This window comes from Mesorhizobium sp. M0626, from assembly GCF_040320665.1.
Lineage (GTDB): Bacteria > Pseudomonadota > Alphaproteobacteria > Rhizobiales > Rhizobiaceae > Mesorhizobium.
The window spans coordinates 245,161-260,991 of sequence record NZ_JAMYQD010000010.1 but is presented as its reverse complement, the minus strand read 5'-3'; the positions used below and the strand labels follow the sequence as shown (position 1 = coordinate 260,991).

The following is a 15,831-nucleotide window of genomic DNA, read 5'->3' as shown; positions in this document are numbered from 1 at the left end:
TTCTCGAACCCGCCCGGCGGGGGGCGCCGGCGCGTCGCGCGGGGGGGGGGGGGGGGGGGGCGGGGGGGGGGGGCGGGGGCGGCGGGGGCCCCCCCCGGCCCCCCCCCCGCCCGGCGGATGGGCTTGGCCCGCCTGATGGCGGCGAAGCCCTGGACACGCCCACTTCCGGCGCGCCAGCGCCGGTGTCGTGGTCTTCCACTTCAGTTCCTTCCGGCGCCGCGCGAACCGGAAAACCGGACGCAGCAGGCGCTTCAATCTTTTAAGTTGCCGCCAGAGTAGCAGCGCCGGACCGGATCACCAAGAGCAAGGACTCAAATTTTGCCGGCTGCGTCCTGCCAGATCCCCGCTGCTTTGCAGCGTCCCGGCGTTCGCTAGCCTTTCATCTTGCCACTGGCACGACGAATTCGCCGTTGGCGAACCGGCTGCTCACCCTTGCCGGTTGAATAGCCGGCTTCAATGAGGCATTTCTGAAATGAGGGGGAATTGGTGAATCGCGGACGTTTTAACGCCCGCCTGGGCGATGGGCAGCAACACATGACGACAACTCCATGAATTGGGGGGCCACGAATTGGAAGCGCTATCTGTGGCCGGTCATCGGTGTCGCGGCGGTCATCGGGTCGCTGTTGTTGCTGTGGCATGAGTTGCGCGGCATCTCGATCGACGATGTCTGGGACGGCATATCAGCCATCCCGACGCGCGGATGGATGCTTGCGGCACTGAGCTCGGTGGTCGCCTACGCCTCGCTTGCCGGCTACGACCACATTGCCCTTCTACATATCGGCAAGAAGATGTCGTGGCTGTTCGTCACCTTCTGCTCCTTCACCACCTATGCGCTGTCGCACAATATCGGCGGCTCGGTGTTTTCGGGCGCCGTGATCCGCTACCGCGCCTACGGCACCAGGGGGCTGACCGGCCAGGATGTCGGCATTCTGGTGGCGATCTGCTGGATCACCTTCGTGCTCTCCAGCATTCTGGTCGGCGGCCTGGTGCTGGTTTTCGAGCCTGCAATCATCGACCGCTTTTCCGGCGCCCCGCACCACGGCCTGGCGATCGCCGCCGGCATCGCTTTGCTGATCCTGGTCGGCGCCTACATCTTCGGCAGCTGGCTGCATCTGAAGCCGCTGAAAATCGCCGGCTTCCAGTTGCACTACCCGGCGCTGCCGATCGTGGCGCGGCAATTGCTGATCGGCCCGATCGAGCTTCTGGCGGCGGCGGCGATCATCTTCTTTGCCCTGCCCGTTGCCGGCAATCCCGGCTATTTCGTCATCCTCGGCGTGTTCCTGGTGTCATTCTCGGTTGCGCAGATCTCGCACGCGCCGGGCGGGCTCGGCGTGTTCGAGGTCGTGTTCCTCGCCGGACTGTCTGATATGGACCCGGTCGGCGTGCTGGCGGCACTTCTGGTGTTCCGGCTGTTCTACCTGATCATCCCGCTGCTGATCGCGCTCGGCGTGGTGCTGTTCTTCGAGCATTCGCAATACAGCCGGACAGAGAGCTGAGGATCATTGGGTGCGGCGCGCCACCCGGGCGTAATTGCCCCTATGAAACGCTGTGATTGAAACGCAGCTTAGGCTTGACTATTTTCCGGCGGCGGCTACAAGGCACGCGCGGCTGCTTCGGCGGCCCACCAGCGCGACAGCGCCTGCTGGGGAATAGGTTAACGGTAGACCCACGGACTCTGACTCCGTTAGTCCTGGTTCGAATCCAGGTTCCCCAGCCAAGGCACGTCATGCCCACTGACAGCCAGTACATCCTCGAACGCATCCGCCAGGGATGCGTGGAGTTGTCCGACGACGAGTTCGCCATCGACAGGCTGGCAAAATATGTCGGCAACGGGAGAATCCGCTGGCATGTCGAGTTCCGTGGGCATCGCATCGAGCTGACAACCGGCCAGATCAAGAAGCAGCCTACCTTTCGCAGGAAAATCCTCGAACAGGCCGGCGTTCTGCCGCCGCAGCGTGCCGGGGCGGACTATAGGCGATGGGCTCTCGATCTGAGGCGGAACGCCATCGAGCTTCCCTGGCGGGACAGGCCGGTCGATGCCGGTTTTGCCATCGACAGGCTGACCAGCCACGGCGATGGGCGCTGGACGGTGGAATACCAGGGCAAGGCGACAAAATTCACGACGACCAAACTGCGCAGGCAGCTCAGCTTCCGTAAACGCATGCTGGCCAAGGCCAAGGTGCTGCCGCCCGAACTGGCCCCAGCCGCTTATCGAAAGTGGATGGACTGGCTTATTCAAAACGCCACTGAGGCGGCACCACAGGCCGGCGAAATCTTGATGACGGAGAAAAGCTGGCTGGACGACCTGCCGGAGCTGGCCGGCTGGCAAGATGAGGCGCCGCCGGAAGGGACCGACTAGGGCAGCGACAGCATCTCCCATAAGGATTTATCCGCATTTTAACTAATGTAGATCATCCTTTCGGATTGTGTTCTCCCGGCTTTTGGACAGAGCAGAATGGTCGATTTCGTGGACAAGGATGACGTTCCAGCACCCGGCCCGCCCAAACGCTGGCGCGCAATAGCTTTGGCGGCACTCCAGATCGTCCCGCCGGTCATTTCATCATGGCCGGCTATTTCACCTATGTGACCTCGCACAACAAGCCGCCTGCAGACATGGCGGCGCTGGCCGTGTCGATCATGAAATCGGGCGATGCTTCTCCAGAACTGCGCGATTGGGCAGCTGGCGTTCTCCGGCAGGAGTTTGGTTGCGCCCAAGCCAGCGGCCGGCGCCGCTCATCCAAGAGATTGCCTGAGGAGGCGCCGGCCAGGCGGGCATTGGGGTACCCGCCGACGCTACATTAGCATTGGTGCATAGATGCGATATGGCGCGAACGCGGAAGGTCGGCAGCCGCGGCACTACAGCAATTTTTCCCAAGACCCGGGCCCGCAACGCTGCAAGGGTTGTGGCGCCCAGCGTTTCCGCGAGGCTTGCCCTGGAGACAATCATGACGACGTTTCTCACCGCTCTCGCATCCGAAGGTCCGCCAGCCGACCGGGCGAAAGACATGGACCTCTATGGATGGTTGATTGGCAGCTGGGACATGGAGACGGTTCACCACCGCAACGACGGCACAATCCAGAAATCGGATGGCGAGTGTCACTTTGGCTGGGTGCTCGAAGGCCGCGCCATTCAGGACATCTGGATCAGGCCCAGGCGCCCTGCCCCGTCCACCATGTATGGCACGACCTTGCGCGTCTTCGATCCCGGGATCGGTGGCTGGCACATTGTCTGGAGCGATCCGCTCAACCAGGATTACTCGCGCCAGATCGGGCGGGCCGAAGGCAAGGACATCGTCCAGATGGGCGCCGACTCGCGGTTCACCGAGATCACCGCCGCCAGCTTTCACTGGATCGGTGAGGAGAGACGAGCGGAGAGCGACCCCTGGCGCGTGACATATGAACATTTCGCGCGCCGGACGGGTTCCTGAAGCACGCTTGCGCATTCAGCCCCTCGTGCCTACGGGCGAGGTACGACCATAGATTAGCGATAGCTCAATTAACACCAAACCAGTATCTCAAAACCCGCCGGTACAAGCGCGCCCAAGAACCTTCATATGTACCGAGCGCGAACTGAGGCTAGACAAGTGAAGATTCCAATAGCATTGTTGGCACTGGGACGGGGCTCGACCGGCAAACGCAAACGATGCTTGTCGGTGGTTGGCAACTGCTAAACCGTACAGCCGTAATTGCCACGGCTGCGAGACCAAGGAGTCCCAAGGATGCCGAACTCAAGCCAAACCAGCGATCAATGGTGGGTCAACGACCAGACGCCGGACAACCCGTACGGCAAAAGCGAAGATTACGGGGCCTTCCTCACCTACCTTGGAGCGCTGGACCGGTCGATAACGCCGGCGATCGCGGCGGGAACGCTGAGGATAAATGTCTCCGAGCTCAATGACCATCCCGAATACAAGGCCGCCGCGATCGGCGCCTTGCAGATGTGGGCCAGTGTCACCCCGTTGAAGTTCGAAATCGTCGACAATGCACCATACAACAGCGCAACGGACTGGATGCAGGTTGTCAGCCCCGAACTGGGCGAAGAGGACGACGGCAGCGCCTGCAGGCCGCGCCGGCGGCGGCGATGACACCCTGCTCGGCGATTTCGCCTATCAGGGCGATGCTCCGCCATCCATGACAGCATCGTCAGGGTTCTGGACAGCGATGGCAATATCGTCGCCCAGAACGACGATGGCGGCAACGACCCCGGCTCCAACAACGGCCGCGATTCGAGCACCAGCTTCATCGTTCAGGAAACCGGATGGCATTGACGGTGGTGTGAAGGGTGGTCGTCGAATCGAAGATGTCGGGGTCAGCCGTCAGCGAGAAGTTGTTCGAGATGTCGAAGGCGGTCGAGACCGAATTGTTGGTCGCGTCCGGTCCGAGCGTGGCGTAGCCGGTGCCCATTGTGGAGGGCGAATGGTCGGACTCCGCTCCTGGCGATGGCTGGGTCGAATCCGTGCCGGAGGGCTCGACTTACAAGCTGAACGTATCGGTCGAATTCCCGCCGGTACCAGCTCAGCCGGGCGTTGCGGGCGCCGATACGCTCAATGGCGGCGGCGGCAGCGACCTTTTGGATGGCGGGCTGGCTGCCGATACGCTGACCGGCGGCGCCGGCGACGACTATTTCCGCTTTTCGACAGAACTCGGGAACGGCAATATCGACTGGATCAAGGACTTCAAGGTCGCCGACGATACGATCCTGCTGGACAACCTCATCTTTGCCAGCGTTGGCGGCGACGGCGCCCTCGCCCTGGGCTCATTCTACAAGAGCGCAGCCGGCGCTGCTCATGATGCCGACGACCGCATCATCTACGACACCGACAGTGGAATATTGTCTTACGACGCCGATGGTTCCGGACAGGGAGCGGCCGTTCAGTTTGCACACCTGAACACAAATCTGGATCTTTCGGCTGCAGACTTCATTGTCATCTAACGCGTTGCCGGGAGGGGTGCCGTCAGGCTGCCCTCCCGCATACCCCAGCGCAGTGAAAAGGGAGAGGACGCGATGACTGACCGCCGCACAGTGTTAATGGCCGCCGGAGTTGCGGCAGTCGCCGCGGCCACCGGGGCAGCGGCAGCGCAATCGCCAGATATTCGCGCGCCAGATATTCGCGCAACAGATATTCGCGGCGCCGTCACCTTTGTGGGCGGCAAGGCTATCCCGGAAGGTCATCTCGAGATCTATCTTGAGGATCCCGCCATTCAGGACAGTGGGCGACGCCGCGCCGCCAAAACCAGCCTCAAGAGCGAGGGCGGCTCAAAGACGATAGAATTTTCCTTGCCCCTGCCCGCAAGCTCGACCGCTTCACCAACGCTGCAGGTCGTTGCGCGCCTGGAGCGTGCGGACGGCTGGCTGGTGGCGCGGGGCAGCGCGCAGTTCCAGGCCGGCTTGCCCGTCCATGTCACACTCAAGGCAGTTATCTATTGAAGGACGAGATGCCATATCCTGATTGCGAGCCTGCATGCAGCTGACGCCATCGACGCCGCTTACGCTGGTCGGAATCCTGGCGTCGTTTCGACGTGCGTTTTCGGGCATCGTCCTGATGAGCGGGGTCGTCAACGTGCTGACCCTGACCGGCTCGTTCTTCATGTTGCAAGTCTATGACCGCGTCGTTCCGGGTCGCAGCGTGCCGACGCTGGTCGGCCTGGCGGTGCTTGCGGGAACATTGTTCGTGTTTCAGGGAGTGCTGGAGCTGATCCGCTCCCGCCTCATGGTGCGGCTGGGACAGGAGCTGGACGCAAAGCTGAGCCCGTCGGTCTATTCGGCGCTGATGCGCCTGCCGCTGCGCGCCAAGCCTTCCGGCGACGGGCTGCAACCCCTACGGGATCTCGATCAGGTCCGATCCTTTATCGGCAGTGCCGGACCGACCGCTTTGTTCGACCTGCCATGGATGCCGCTCTATATCGGCATCTGTTTCATTTTTCATTTCTGGATCGGCGTTACCGCGCTTGCCGGCGCCGTTGTCCTGTTTGCACTGACGCTTCTGGCCGAATTCCGGACCCGCGGCCCGACAAGGATCGCCGGACAGCACGCAGCCGTCCGCAGCACGTTGGCCGAGGCGACAAGGCGCAATGCCGAAGCCATGCAGGCCATGGGTTTTGGCGGGCGTATCGCCGAGCGGTGGTCTGCCGTCAATGCCGAGTACCTGAACGCCCATGCGGCGGCCAGCGATGTCGCGGGAACGCTTGGCACGATTTCCAAGATCCTGCGATTGATGCTGCAATCGGCAATGCTGGCGATCGGCGCTTATCTGGTCATCAAGCAAGAGGCGACCGGCGGCATCATGATCGCAAGCTCGATCATGATGGGCAGGGCGCTGGCTCCGATCGAACTGGCGATAGCGCATTGGAAGGGTTTCATTTCGGCGCGGCAAAGCTGGGCACGCCTGAAGCAGCTTCTGTCCGCGCTGCCGGAAGGCGCAACCGGCGTGACCCTGCCCGCGCCTGTCAGCGCGCTGGCGGTCGAGAATGTCAGTGTCGCGCCGCCGGGCGAACGCACGCCGGTGGTGTGGGATGCAAGTTTTTCACTGGCCAGGGGAGCAGGCCTGGGGGTCATCGGCCCGAGTGCTTCCGGCAAATCATCGCTGGTGCGTACGCTTGCAGGTGTCTGGCTTCCGGCGCGCGGCGCCGTGCGGCTGGACGGCGCGACGCTTGACCAGTGGCCGGCCGACGAGCTGGGTAAACATATCGGCTATCTGCCGCAGGATGTGCAGTTGTTCGACGGCACGATTGCGCAGAACATCGCCCGCTTCGACCCGGATGCGTCATCCGACATGGTGCTTGCGGCAGCCAAGGCCGCCGGCGTGCATGATCTCGTCGTGCATCTGGCCGACGGTTACGACACGAAGGTTGGCGAAGCCGGCGCCTCGCTGTCGGCGGGGCAACGCCAGCGTGTCGCGCTGGCGCGCTCTCTTTATGGCGATCCGTTCATGGTCATCCTGGACGAGCCGAATTCCAATCTCGACTCGGAGGGTGAAGTGGCCTTGTCCGCAGCGATCCAGGGCATCAGGGACCGCGGCGGCATCGTTATCGTCGTCGCGCACCGGTCCAGTGTGCTGGCCAATGTCGATACGGTGCTGGTGATGGCCAATGGCCATGTGCAGGCCTTCGGTCCGAAGGACGAGGTGCTGAACAAGGTCTTCCGATCGGCAGCGCCGCTCAAGGTCGTTGCCGCCACGGAGCGAGGCGTTCCGGCATGAGCGAGGACAGAAGCGCTTTGCATCACCGGCAGGTCCGCCGCTATCTCGTGGCTGGCGTTGCTACCTGTCTGCTGCTTGTCGGAGGTGTTGGCGGCCTGGCGGCGGTGACCAAGATGTCGGGTGCGGTGATCGCAGCTGGCCGGCTGGTGGTCGATTCCAATGTAAAGAAGGTTCAGCATCCGACGGGCGGCGTGGTCGGCGAGATCAGGGTGCGTGAAGGCGACCGGGTCAAGGCGGGCGATATTCTGGTGCGGCTGGACGAGACGACAACGCGCGCCAATCTGGCGATCGTCTCAAAAGGTCTGGATGAGTTTTATGCACGGTTGGCGCGCCTGGAGGCGGAGCGTGACGGCAAGGACACGATCAGCTTTCCGGACGTTTTGACATCGCGGCGCGACGAAGCCGGTGTCGCCGCATCGATGGCCGGAGAACAATCGCTGTTCGATTTCCGGCACCAGGCGCGGTCTGGCCAGCGATCGCAATTGCGCGAACGGATCGCGCAGTTGAAGCAGGAGAGTGCCGGCCTGACCGAGCAGCTGCAGGCGAAACGCCGCGAGATCGAGCTGATAGGGATCGAGCTGGAAGGTGTGCGGTCGCTCTGGCATCGCAAGCTGATAGGAATCGACCGCATGACGTCGCTGGAACGGGACGCGGTGCGGCTCGAAGGCGAGCATGGCCAGTTGACCGCGGGAATTGCCCAGGTGAAAGGCAAGGCGTCCGAGATCGAACTGCAGATCATCCAGATCGACCAGGATCTTCGCAGCGAGGTCGCGACCGATTTACGCGATACCCAGGGAAAGATCTCCGAGTTCGTCGAACGCAAGGTAGCGGCCGAGGACCAGTTGAAGCGCATCGATCTGCGCAGCCCGCAGGATGGCGTGGTGCTGCAGTTGGCGGTGCATACGATCGGCGGGGTCATCACCCCCGGCGAACAGGTGATGCAGATCGTACCGGTGACGGACGACCTGACCGTTGAAGCGCATATCGCACCGCAGGATATCGACCAGGTGACGATGGGCCAGAATGCGATTTTGCGCCTGTCGGCGTTCAATCGGCAAACCACGCCGGAGCTGACCGGGACGCTGTCGCGGATCTCGGCGGATCTCACCATCGAAGAGCGTACCGGAGCAGCCTTCTATGTGGCGCGGGTGGCGCTTCCGAAAACCGAGGTCGCCAAGCTGCGGGGGCTGGCGCTGGCGCCGGGCATGCCGGCCGAGGTGTTCTTCCCGACGGGCGACCGGACGATGCTTTCCTATCTGGTGAAGCCGCTGTCGGATCAGATCCAGAAAGCCTTCCGCGAAGAATGAAGCCGCACCTTTAAGAGCTGAAGCCTCGAGACCGGCTGGTTGCCGGTCCCCAAGGGTTAGGCCTACTCCGCCGCCTCATAGCCGGCGATGCCCTTGATCTCGAGGAAATCCTCCAGCCCGTATTCGGCGTATTCGCGGCCGTTGCCGGATTGCTTGTAGCCGCCGAATGGCAGGCCGGCGTCCCATTGCGGATAGTTGATGTAGACATTGCCGGTGCGCATGCGGGCGGCGACTTCGCGGGCCTTCTCGATATCCTTGGCCTGGATGTAGGACGCCAGCCCATAGACAGTGTCGTTGGCGGTGCCGATCGCCTCTTCCACGGTGTCGTAAGGCATGATCGCCAGCACCGGCCCGAAGATTTCCTCGCGCGCGATGCGCATATCTGATGTGACGTCGGCGAACACGGTGGGGCGGACATAGTAGCCGCGGTTGAGCTCGGCCGGACGCCCCGGTCCACCCGCGACCAGCGTGGCGCCTTCATCTATGCCGGCCTGGATCAGGTCCTGGATCTTGTCGAACTGGATCTGGCTGACCACCGGGCCGAGCTTGGTGCCGGCCGCATCGGCCGGGCCGACGGTCAATTTTTCGGCCGCCGTCTTGGCGTAGCCGGTCGCCTCGTCGTGGCGGTCGCGCGGCACGAACATACGAGTCGGCGCATTGCAGGACTGGCCCGAGTTGCTGAAGCAGCCGGCGACGCCCTTGCTGACGGCCTTTTCGAGATCGACATCGGGAAACAGGATGTTGGCCGACTTGCCGCCAAGCTCCTGATGCACGCGCTTGACCGTGTCGGCGGCCGCCTTGGCGACCAGGATGCCGGCGCGGGTCGAACCGGTGAACGACATCATGTCGACATCGGGATGGCTGGACAGCGCCTGGCCGACGCCCGGGCCGTCGCCATTGACGAGGTTGAAGACGCCCTTGGGAACGCCGGCCTCGTCGATGATTTCGGCAAAGATGATGGCGTCGAGCGGCGCGATTTCCGAGGGCTTCAGCACCATGGTGCAGCCGGCGGCGAGCGCAGGACCGACCTTGCAGGTGATCTGGTTCAGCGGCCAGTTCCACGGCGTGATCAGGCCGACGACGCCGATCGGCTCCTTGACGATGAGCGACGAGCCCTTGACGTGGCGGAATTCGAACGACTTCAGCACCTCGGCCATCTTCTGCAGATGTGCCAGGCCAATGCCGACCTGGCTGTCGAGTGCCATCTGACGCGGCGCGCCCATCTCGCGCGATACGGCCAGCGCCAGATCGGCGCTGCGCTTCTTGTAGATCTCGATGACGCGCTTGAGGATATCGAGCCGCTCTTCGGCCGAGGTGAAGCCGAACGTGCCGAAGGCGCGCCTGGCGGCGGCGACCGCCTTGTCGACATCGGCCTTGGAGCCGAGCGAAATCTGCGCGAAGGCATCTTCGTTGGAGGGATCGATGACGTCGAGTGTGTTGGGCACAACAGGATCGACCCACGCGCCATCGATATAGAACTGTAGATTGTGAGACATGGGTTTCTCCTCGGGGGATTTTTGATCTGATTGGGGGGGCGATCGCCGGATCGTCGTATCGCGTCAGAGATAACGATGCGGCAAGAGCGATGTCAAACGCAAGGGCTTGCGATTGAGCCAGGCGGCTACAGAAGCGTGTGCCCCGCCGCGACCAGAAGCCCCCTTGCCGCGGCCTCATCCTTGGCTTTGACGAGCAGATGGTCGCCATCGAAGGTGGACACCAGAAAAATGCCGAGTTCGTTTTCCGACAATGGCTTTATTACCGACAGCACGATGCCTGTTTCGTCGAAGGCAAAGGGACCTTGGAGTTTCAGGGCGACCCAGTCCCTGTCATGCTTCACCCCTTCCGGCACCCGATCCTGCAGGCAGACGACCGAAAGCTCGTCCTCTGTCCTGGTGATGCTGACGAAGCCCGGCCCGTCCGCCCAGCCGGGAATGCTCTCTTTTGCTTCGAGGCGCGAAACTGCGTACCGCCCCGAGAGCGGCTTCAACCGGACTCTGACTGCCACCCGATCCTCCTGCTTGTTGGCGATCACGCCAGCTTCTTGCTCATATAGACCGTCATGCCGTTCATGAACGGCTCCTCCCGGTCGATCGTATAGCCATGCCGTTTGTACAACAACACATTGGCCATGAAGGCGCCGTTGGTCAGCAGGCGCAGCTCGAAGCAGCTGGCCTCCAGCGCCTTCTGCTCCGCCCGTCCAGCAACAGCCGGCCGATGCCCCTGCCCTGCGCCTGTGGCGCGACGCAGACATTCTCGATCCAGAGATGATCGTCGGCCGGCATGGTCTCGATCATGCCGACGATGCGGCCATTTTCGATGGCGAGATCGAACGGATGTTCGGCGACCGCCTTGTCATAGTCGGCGCGCATCGGCAGCGGCTCGCGGCCGATCAGAGGCACCCATTTGGCATAGGCGGCACGCACAATGTCCTTGATGGCGGCACCGTCCGCCGGTTGGGCCGGCCGAAACAGGATGGAAGAATTGGACATGGCAAAGGCTCCAGACATGAAAACCCCGCCGGCAGACGTCGCGGGCGGGGCTGGAACGAACGAACCGATTTAGTGTGCCGGTCTTTGTCGTCGCGCCTTGCCGCTCCGCACTGTGCAGAGGCGACGTCGCTGGGCGATGGCGAGCGAGAAAATGGACATGACGCCACGCTGGAGTGCAAGACGCAGAGCGTCAAGCTGCGTAACCGAGCCAGTCATTACGTTTGCATGGCACAGGCAAGATTGAAGGCATTGCCGACTGTTCGCAAAAATCGATCATTTCAACAAAAACAATTCGTTGGAAAGATCGATTCTGGAATGACATTCTCCTGAGGTACTTGCGTGGAGAATTGCATTGTCTTCCGCCGCCCAGCGAGCGAACGATATTCCGATCAGCCTGATATCGGCCGACCTGGCCGTGGGCCGGAAGCGGCTCGATTCCGTGTGGAATGGCGTCATCCCCGGGATCGTGCTGGTGGCGATGATCACGGGGGTGGCCTTCTCGGCCCATAATGTCTCCGGCTTCGCGCTGTTCAGCCCGATGATCCTCGCCGTCGTCGCTGGCATGATCTATTCCAACGTGCTCGGCACGCCCGCCCACGCCAAGGCCGGCATTGCCTTCTCGCAGAAGCGCCTGCTGCGCTTTGCCATCGTGCTGCTCGGCTTTCAGCTGACGCTCGGCCAGGTCGTCTACATCGGCGCCGGCGGCGTCGGCATCGTGGCGCTGACCCTTGGAGCGACCTTCGTCTTCACCATTACGCTTGGCCGGCTGATCGGCGTCGACGCCAAGCTGGCGCAACTGATTGCCGCCGGCACTTCGATCTGCGGCGCTTCGGCCATTGTCGCCACCAACATCGTCACCGATGCGCGCGACGAGGACGTCACCTACGCCGTCGCCTCGATCACGCTGTTCGGCACCGTCGCCATGCTCGGCTTCCCGCTGCTGGCGCCGGTGCTCGGCCTCGACCAGCACGCATTCGGCCTGTGGGCCGGCGCCTCGATCCACGAGGTGGCGCAGGTCATCGGCGCCGGCTTCCAGAACGGCGCCCAGTCCGGCGAGATCGCCACCGTCGCCAAGCTTACCCGCGTCGCCATGCTGGCGCCGATGGTCGTCGCGCTCGGCCTGATGACGCGCCGCAAGAGCAATGGCGATCGCCCAAGCGACCAATCCGGTGCGCGGCCGCCGATGCCGTGGTTCGTCGCCGCTTTCATCGCCGTCGTGGCGCTGAACAGCCTGGTTGCCGTGCCGGCCGAAGTGAAGTCGGCCATGGCGTTCGCAACCACCATCATGCTGACCATGGGGCTCGCCGCCATGGGTCTGCAGGCCAACATTTCGCAGCTGCGCTCGCGCGGCCTTCGCCCGCTGGCGCTCGCCTCCTGCGCCTTCCTGTTCATCGGCTGCTTCAGCCTGATGCTGGTGAAGTTCGCTTAATCCTCGAACGAACTCGCCGCGACATAGATCGCGGCAAGCGCCTCGATGCCGGCCTGGTCGTCCTTGTCGAAGCGGCCGGGCGTCGGGCTGTCGAGGTCGATCAGGCCGAAGACGCCGTCATTGTCCCTCAGCAGCACGACGAGTTCCGAGCGCGAGTCGGCGTCGCAAGCGATGTGGCCGGCAAATTCATGCACATCCTTGACCAGCATCGACATTTCGAGATCGATGGCGGTGCCGCACACGCCCTTGCCGACGGCGATGCGCACGCAGGCCGGCTTGCCCTGGAACGGTCCAAGCACCAGCTCCTCGTCGGAGGCCAGGAAATAGAAGCCGGCCCAGTTGAGATCGGGCACCATCTGGAAGATCAGCGCCGATGTGTTGGCGGCGTTGGCGACGGAGTCGCTCTCGCCTTCCAGCAGCGCCTTCAACTGGGTGGCCAGTTCGCGGTAGAAGGCTGGCTTGTCGGTGCTGTTGATGGTCTGGGCCGCAAACATGGCGTCGTCTCCATTGCCGGCGGGCCAAAAAGCCCGCTACATTTCCTGTCTGCCACCAATGACGCTCCCGGGAAATACACAATTGTGAATACCGACCGTGCCAGCCAAACACACGACCGGGCGCAACCCGCAGCGAGCGAAGGTCCCCTCACCTTCGCCGTTCTGGTCTTTCCCGGCTTTCCGATGATGGCGTTCAGTTCGGTGATCGAGCCATTGCGCGCCGCCAACGTGCTGGCCAAACGCGATTGTTACCGCTGGGTGATCGTCGGCGCCGACCAGGGCACGGTCGAGGCATCCAATGGGGTTGTCATACAACCGGGATTCTCAGCGTTCGGCGCGCCGAAGGTCGACCGCATCGTCGTCTGCTCCGGCGGCAATGCGGACTTGCTTGTCGCGGACGATGCGGTTGCCTGGATCCGCAGGAGCCTGCGCGCCGGCGCCCATATCGGCGCTGTGGCCGATGCCGCCTTCTTCCTCGCCCGGGCCGGCCTGCTCGACGGCCATGCCTGCACCTTGCACTGGACCAGCCAGGCCGCCTTCACCGAGGCCTTCCCGGATATCGAGCTTCGGCGCGACCTCTATGTCATCGACCGCAAGCGCTTCACCTCGGCCGGTGGCGTCGGCAGCCTCGACATGATGCTGGAGATCATCACCAACGATTATGGCGGCGAGCTCGCGGCGGGCGTTGCCGAATGGTTCGTGCACAGCCCCTTGCGTTCGAGCGTCGACCGCAAGCTGATGCCGCTCAGGCTGCGCACCGGCGTCCAGAACGAACTGGTGCTGTCGGCCATCGCCATCATGGAGGATGCGGTGGAAGAGCGGCTTGGCATGACGGAACTGGCGGCCCGTCTCGGCGTCTCCTCCGACAAGTTGGAGCGCAATTTCCGCGCCCAGCTCAGCATTTCGCCCAATGGATATTACCGGCGGCTCCGGCTGCGGCGCGCCGCCGACCTGTTGGCCCATTCGACGCTGATGGTGCGAGACGTGGCGCTGGCCTGCGGCTTCGCGTCCATGTCAAGTTTTGCCCGAGCGTTTCGCGAGGAGCATGGGCACGCGCCGAAGGCGATGCGGCGGCATTAGAGGGCGCTGCGCGCTAACGCGGTGAGATGCTGGCGGGACAGCGCCCCCCTCTGTCCTGCCGGACATCTCCCCCACACGGGGGGAGATCAGATGTCGCCTCGGCTTTCGCCAATCACCAACGTTGCAGGGCGAGCGGGACGCGAAAGCTGCTAATCTCCCTCCTTGTGGGGGAGATGTCCGGCAGGACAGAGGGGGGCGCGAAGGATCGCAACATTGCCCTTTGTATCCATGCCCTTATTGCGGCATTTCGCACGACATCTGCGGATTCTCGCACAGACATTTTTCGGCGCATGGCTATGGTCTAGCCCTTCAGGAGGCGCACCCAATGAGCATCGTCGTTTTCGACCCCGACAGCACCGAGGACGTGGACTTCAAGGACCGCATGCGCCACCCGGTCGCGGCTGACTCCGCCGGCGGCATGTGGCTGTCGGATACCGAGCCGTCCTTCATCGATGCCGACGCCTTGCGCAAGGGCCGGCTGGCCAAGCTGCGCGGCTGGATGCGCGAGGCGGGCTATGGCGGCGTCGTTTTGTTCGACCCCTTCAACCAGCGCTACGCCACCGGCTCGCGCAACATGTTCGGCTATTTCCTGCGCAACTCGACGCGGTATTTCTTCATCCCGACCGACGGGCCGATCGTGCTGTTCGAGTACCCGCAGAGCTACCATGTCTCGATGGTGCTCGACACGATCGACGAGGCGCGGCCGTCCAAGCTGGTATGGTCTTCGGTGTCGGGCCGCGACGACGAAACCGCCGGCCCCTTCGCCGACGAGATCGCCGAGCTTTTGACGAAGCACGGCGGCGGCTCGATGAAGCTCGGGCTCGACCGCTGCAGCCATTTGCAGGCGCTGGCGCTGGAAAAGCGCGGCTGCGACGTCAGGGATTGTCAGGGCGAAATCCTGGCGGTGCGGGCGGTCAAGACGCCCGAGGAAGTCAAATGCCTGCAGGTGTCGATGGCGGGTGCGGAAGCCGCCGTCTACGCCGTGCGCGAGGCGATAAAACCCGGCGTCTCCGAAAATGAGCTGTTCGCCATCATGTATGGCGAGGTGATCCGCCAGGGCGGCGAGTTCATCGAGACGCGGCTCCTCACCTCGGGACAGCGCACCAATCCGTGGTTCAACGAGGCCAGCGGCCGCAAGATCCGGCCGGGCGAGCTTCTGGCGCTCGATACCGATACGATCGGCTGCTATGGCTATTATTCCGATTTTTCGCGCACCTTCCGCTGCGGGCCGGGCAAGCCGACCGGCTATCAGAAATCGCTCTACCGCATGGCGCACGACCAGGTTCAGCACAATATTTCGATCGTCAGGCCGGGCATGGCTTTTCGCGAGATCGCCGAAAAGGCGTGGAAAATCCCGGACCGTTTCGTCGACCAGCGCTATACCTCGGTGATGCACGGCGTCGGCATGCATGGCGAGACGCCATTCATTGCGCACGCCATGGACTATGAAACCTATGGCCGCGACGGTTTTGTCGTGCCCGGCATGGTGGTGAGCGTGGAAAGCTATATCGGCGAGAAAGGCGGCCGCGAGGGCGTCAAGCTGGAGGACGAAATCCTGATAACCGACACCGGCACCGAGCTTCTGTCGCGCTTTCCCTACGAGGATGAGTTTCTGGAGAAGCAGCTTTGATCGCAGCGTCCCTCACTAACGTCAGCGCGGTATCGCAAACCTTCGGGAATAGTCGCGGCAGCTATGCCTTCCTCATCCTAGGGCGAAGCAAGGAGCGCAGCGACGCGGCGCAGACCCTAGGATCCATGCCGGGACTCATCCGCGCCGCAACGGTGCAAGTTCTGCTCCGCCGCACTCTCCGACCAGCGTCACGGCATGGATCC

The 15,831-nt window shown here is 63.1% G+C and carries 16 protein-coding genes, 1 tRNA gene and 1 pseudogene; 13 read left to right on the top strand and 5 right to left on the bottom strand.

What is annotated here, in order from left to right:
- Positions 1–548 precede the first annotated feature (548 nt).
- The 6 genes from NKI37_RS15170 to NKI37_RS15145 all read left to right on the top strand — a co-directional run bounded on the left by NKI37_RS15170 (position 549) and on the right by NKI37_RS15145 (position 4,085).
- Positions 549–1,496 carry a lysylphosphatidylglycerol synthase domain-containing protein gene (locus NKI37_RS15170; RefSeq protein ID WP_023715377.1) on the top strand — a complete coding sequence of 316 codons (948 nt, stop codon included), beginning with the start codon at positions 549–551 and terminating at the stop codon, positions 1,494–1,496.
- Positions 1,497–1,643: 147 nt separating this feature from the next.
- A tRNA-Gln gene (locus NKI37_RS15165) sits at positions 1,644–1,717 on the top strand.
- A 9-nt stretch (positions 1,718–1,726) separates the two neighbouring features.
- Complete coding sequence (locus NKI37_RS15160; RefSeq protein WP_023682880.1) at positions 1,727–2,359, top strand: hypothetical protein; 633 nt, start codon at positions 1,727–1,729, stop codon at positions 2,357–2,359.
- A gap of 203 nt (positions 2,360–2,562) precedes the next feature.
- Positions 2,563–2,802, top strand: a complete 240-nt coding sequence (locus tag NKI37_RS15155) for a hypothetical protein (RefSeq protein WP_023682881.1) — start codon at positions 2,563–2,565, stop codon at positions 2,800–2,802.
- Between the two features lie 143 nt (positions 2,803–2,945).
- The gene (locus tag NKI37_RS15150; RefSeq protein ID WP_352790491.1) at positions 2,946–3,428 is read left to right on the top strand and encodes a hypothetical protein; all 483 of its coding nucleotides are present in this window, start codon (positions 2,946–2,948) and stop codon (positions 3,426–3,428) included.
- A 291-nt stretch (positions 3,429–3,719) separates the two neighbouring features.
- Positions 3,720–4,085 (top strand): hypothetical protein, encoded by a 366-nt coding sequence (locus NKI37_RS15145; RefSeq protein ID WP_502896392.1) that lies wholly within the window; start codon positions 3,720–3,722, stop codon positions 4,083–4,085.
- A gap of 154 nt (positions 4,086–4,239) precedes the next feature.
- Here the strand turns inward: NKI37_RS15145 and NKI37_RS15140 are convergent, their stop codons facing one another.
- Entirely contained in the window at positions 4,240–4,404 is a 165-nt protein-coding gene (locus NKI37_RS15140; RefSeq protein ID WP_352790536.1) for a hypothetical protein, read from the bottom strand.
- On the opposite strand from NKI37_RS15140, the pseudogene NKI37_RS15135 reads away from it, so the two are divergent.
- From NKI37_RS15135 to NKI37_RS15120, 4 genes and pseudogenes are all read left to right on the top strand, one after another.
- Positions 4,403–4,933 (top strand): annotated as a pseudogene (locus NKI37_RS15135) (calcium-binding protein); the annotation flags it as partial. The gene NKI37_RS15140 and the pseudogene NKI37_RS15135 overlap by 2 nt on opposite strands.
- Before the next feature lie 72 nt (positions 4,934–5,005).
- Positions 5,006–5,428 (top strand): hypothetical protein, encoded by a 423-nt coding sequence (locus NKI37_RS15130; protein WP_023682883.1) that lies wholly within the window; start codon positions 5,006–5,008, stop codon positions 5,426–5,428.
- Positions 5,429–5,462: 34 nt separating this feature from the next.
- The gene (locus NKI37_RS15125; protein ID WP_023672554.1) at positions 5,463–7,199 is read left to right on the top strand and encodes a type I secretion system permease/ATPase; all 1,737 of its coding nucleotides are present in this window, start codon (positions 5,463–5,465) and stop codon (positions 7,197–7,199) included.
- The gene (locus NKI37_RS15120) at positions 7,196–8,506 is read left to right on the top strand and encodes an HlyD family type I secretion periplasmic adaptor subunit (RefSeq protein ID WP_023682885.1); all 1,311 of its coding nucleotides are present in this window, start codon (positions 7,196–7,198) and stop codon (positions 8,504–8,506) included. Before NKI37_RS15125 ends, NKI37_RS15120 begins: the two co-directional genes overlap by 4 nt.
- 62 nt (positions 8,507–8,568) lie before the next feature.
- Here the strand turns inward: NKI37_RS15120 and NKI37_RS15115 are convergent, their stop codons facing one another.
- The 3 genes from NKI37_RS15115 to NKI37_RS15105 form a co-directional block, all read right to left on the bottom strand.
- Positions 8,569–10,002: an aldehyde dehydrogenase family protein gene (locus NKI37_RS15115; RefSeq protein WP_352790493.1), complete on the bottom strand. Its 1,434-nt coding sequence runs from the start codon at positions 10,000–10,002 to the stop codon at positions 8,569–8,571.
- A 125-nt stretch (positions 10,003–10,127) separates the two neighbouring features.
- The gene (locus NKI37_RS15110) at positions 10,128–10,511 is read right to left on the bottom strand and encodes an ACT domain-containing protein (protein ID WP_352790494.1); all 384 of its coding nucleotides are present in this window, start codon (positions 10,509–10,511) and stop codon (positions 10,128–10,130) included.
- Between the two features lie 139 nt (positions 10,512–10,650).
- A complete protein-coding gene (locus tag NKI37_RS15105; RefSeq protein WP_352790496.1) occupies positions 10,651–10,995 on the bottom strand; it encodes a GNAT family N-acetyltransferase in 345 nt (114 codons plus the stop codon).
- Between the two features lie 352 nt (positions 10,996–11,347).
- Here NKI37_RS15105 and NKI37_RS15100 point away from each other — a divergent pair, with 352 nt between their 5' ends.
- Complete coding sequence (locus NKI37_RS15100; RefSeq protein ID WP_352790498.1) at positions 11,348–12,424, top strand: YeiH family protein; 1,077 nt, start codon at positions 11,348–11,350, stop codon at positions 12,422–12,424.
- On the opposite strand, the gene msrC is transcribed toward NKI37_RS15100, so the two are convergent.
- Positions 12,421–12,918 carry a free L-methionine (R)-S-oxide reductase MsrC gene (gene msrC / locus NKI37_RS15095; protein WP_023682890.1) on the bottom strand — a complete coding sequence of 166 codons (498 nt, stop codon included), beginning with the start codon at positions 12,916–12,918 and terminating at the stop codon, positions 12,421–12,423. The genes NKI37_RS15100 and msrC overlap by 4 nt on opposite strands.
- A gap of 183 nt (positions 12,919–13,101) precedes the next feature.
- Between msrC and NKI37_RS15090 the strand changes: the two genes are divergently transcribed.
- Together NKI37_RS15090 and NKI37_RS15085 are read left to right on the top strand one after the other, a co-directional pair.
- Complete coding sequence (locus tag NKI37_RS15090) at positions 13,102–13,998, top strand: GlxA family transcriptional regulator (protein WP_245259905.1); 897 nt, start codon at positions 13,102–13,104, stop codon at positions 13,996–13,998.
- Between the two features lie 325 nt (positions 13,999–14,323).
- On the top strand, positions 14,324–15,628 hold the full coding sequence (locus NKI37_RS15085) for a M24 family metallopeptidase (RefSeq protein WP_352790500.1): 1,305 nt from the start codon (positions 14,324–14,326) through the stop codon (positions 15,626–15,628).
- The last annotated feature ends 203 nt before the right edge of the window (positions 15,629–15,831 follow it).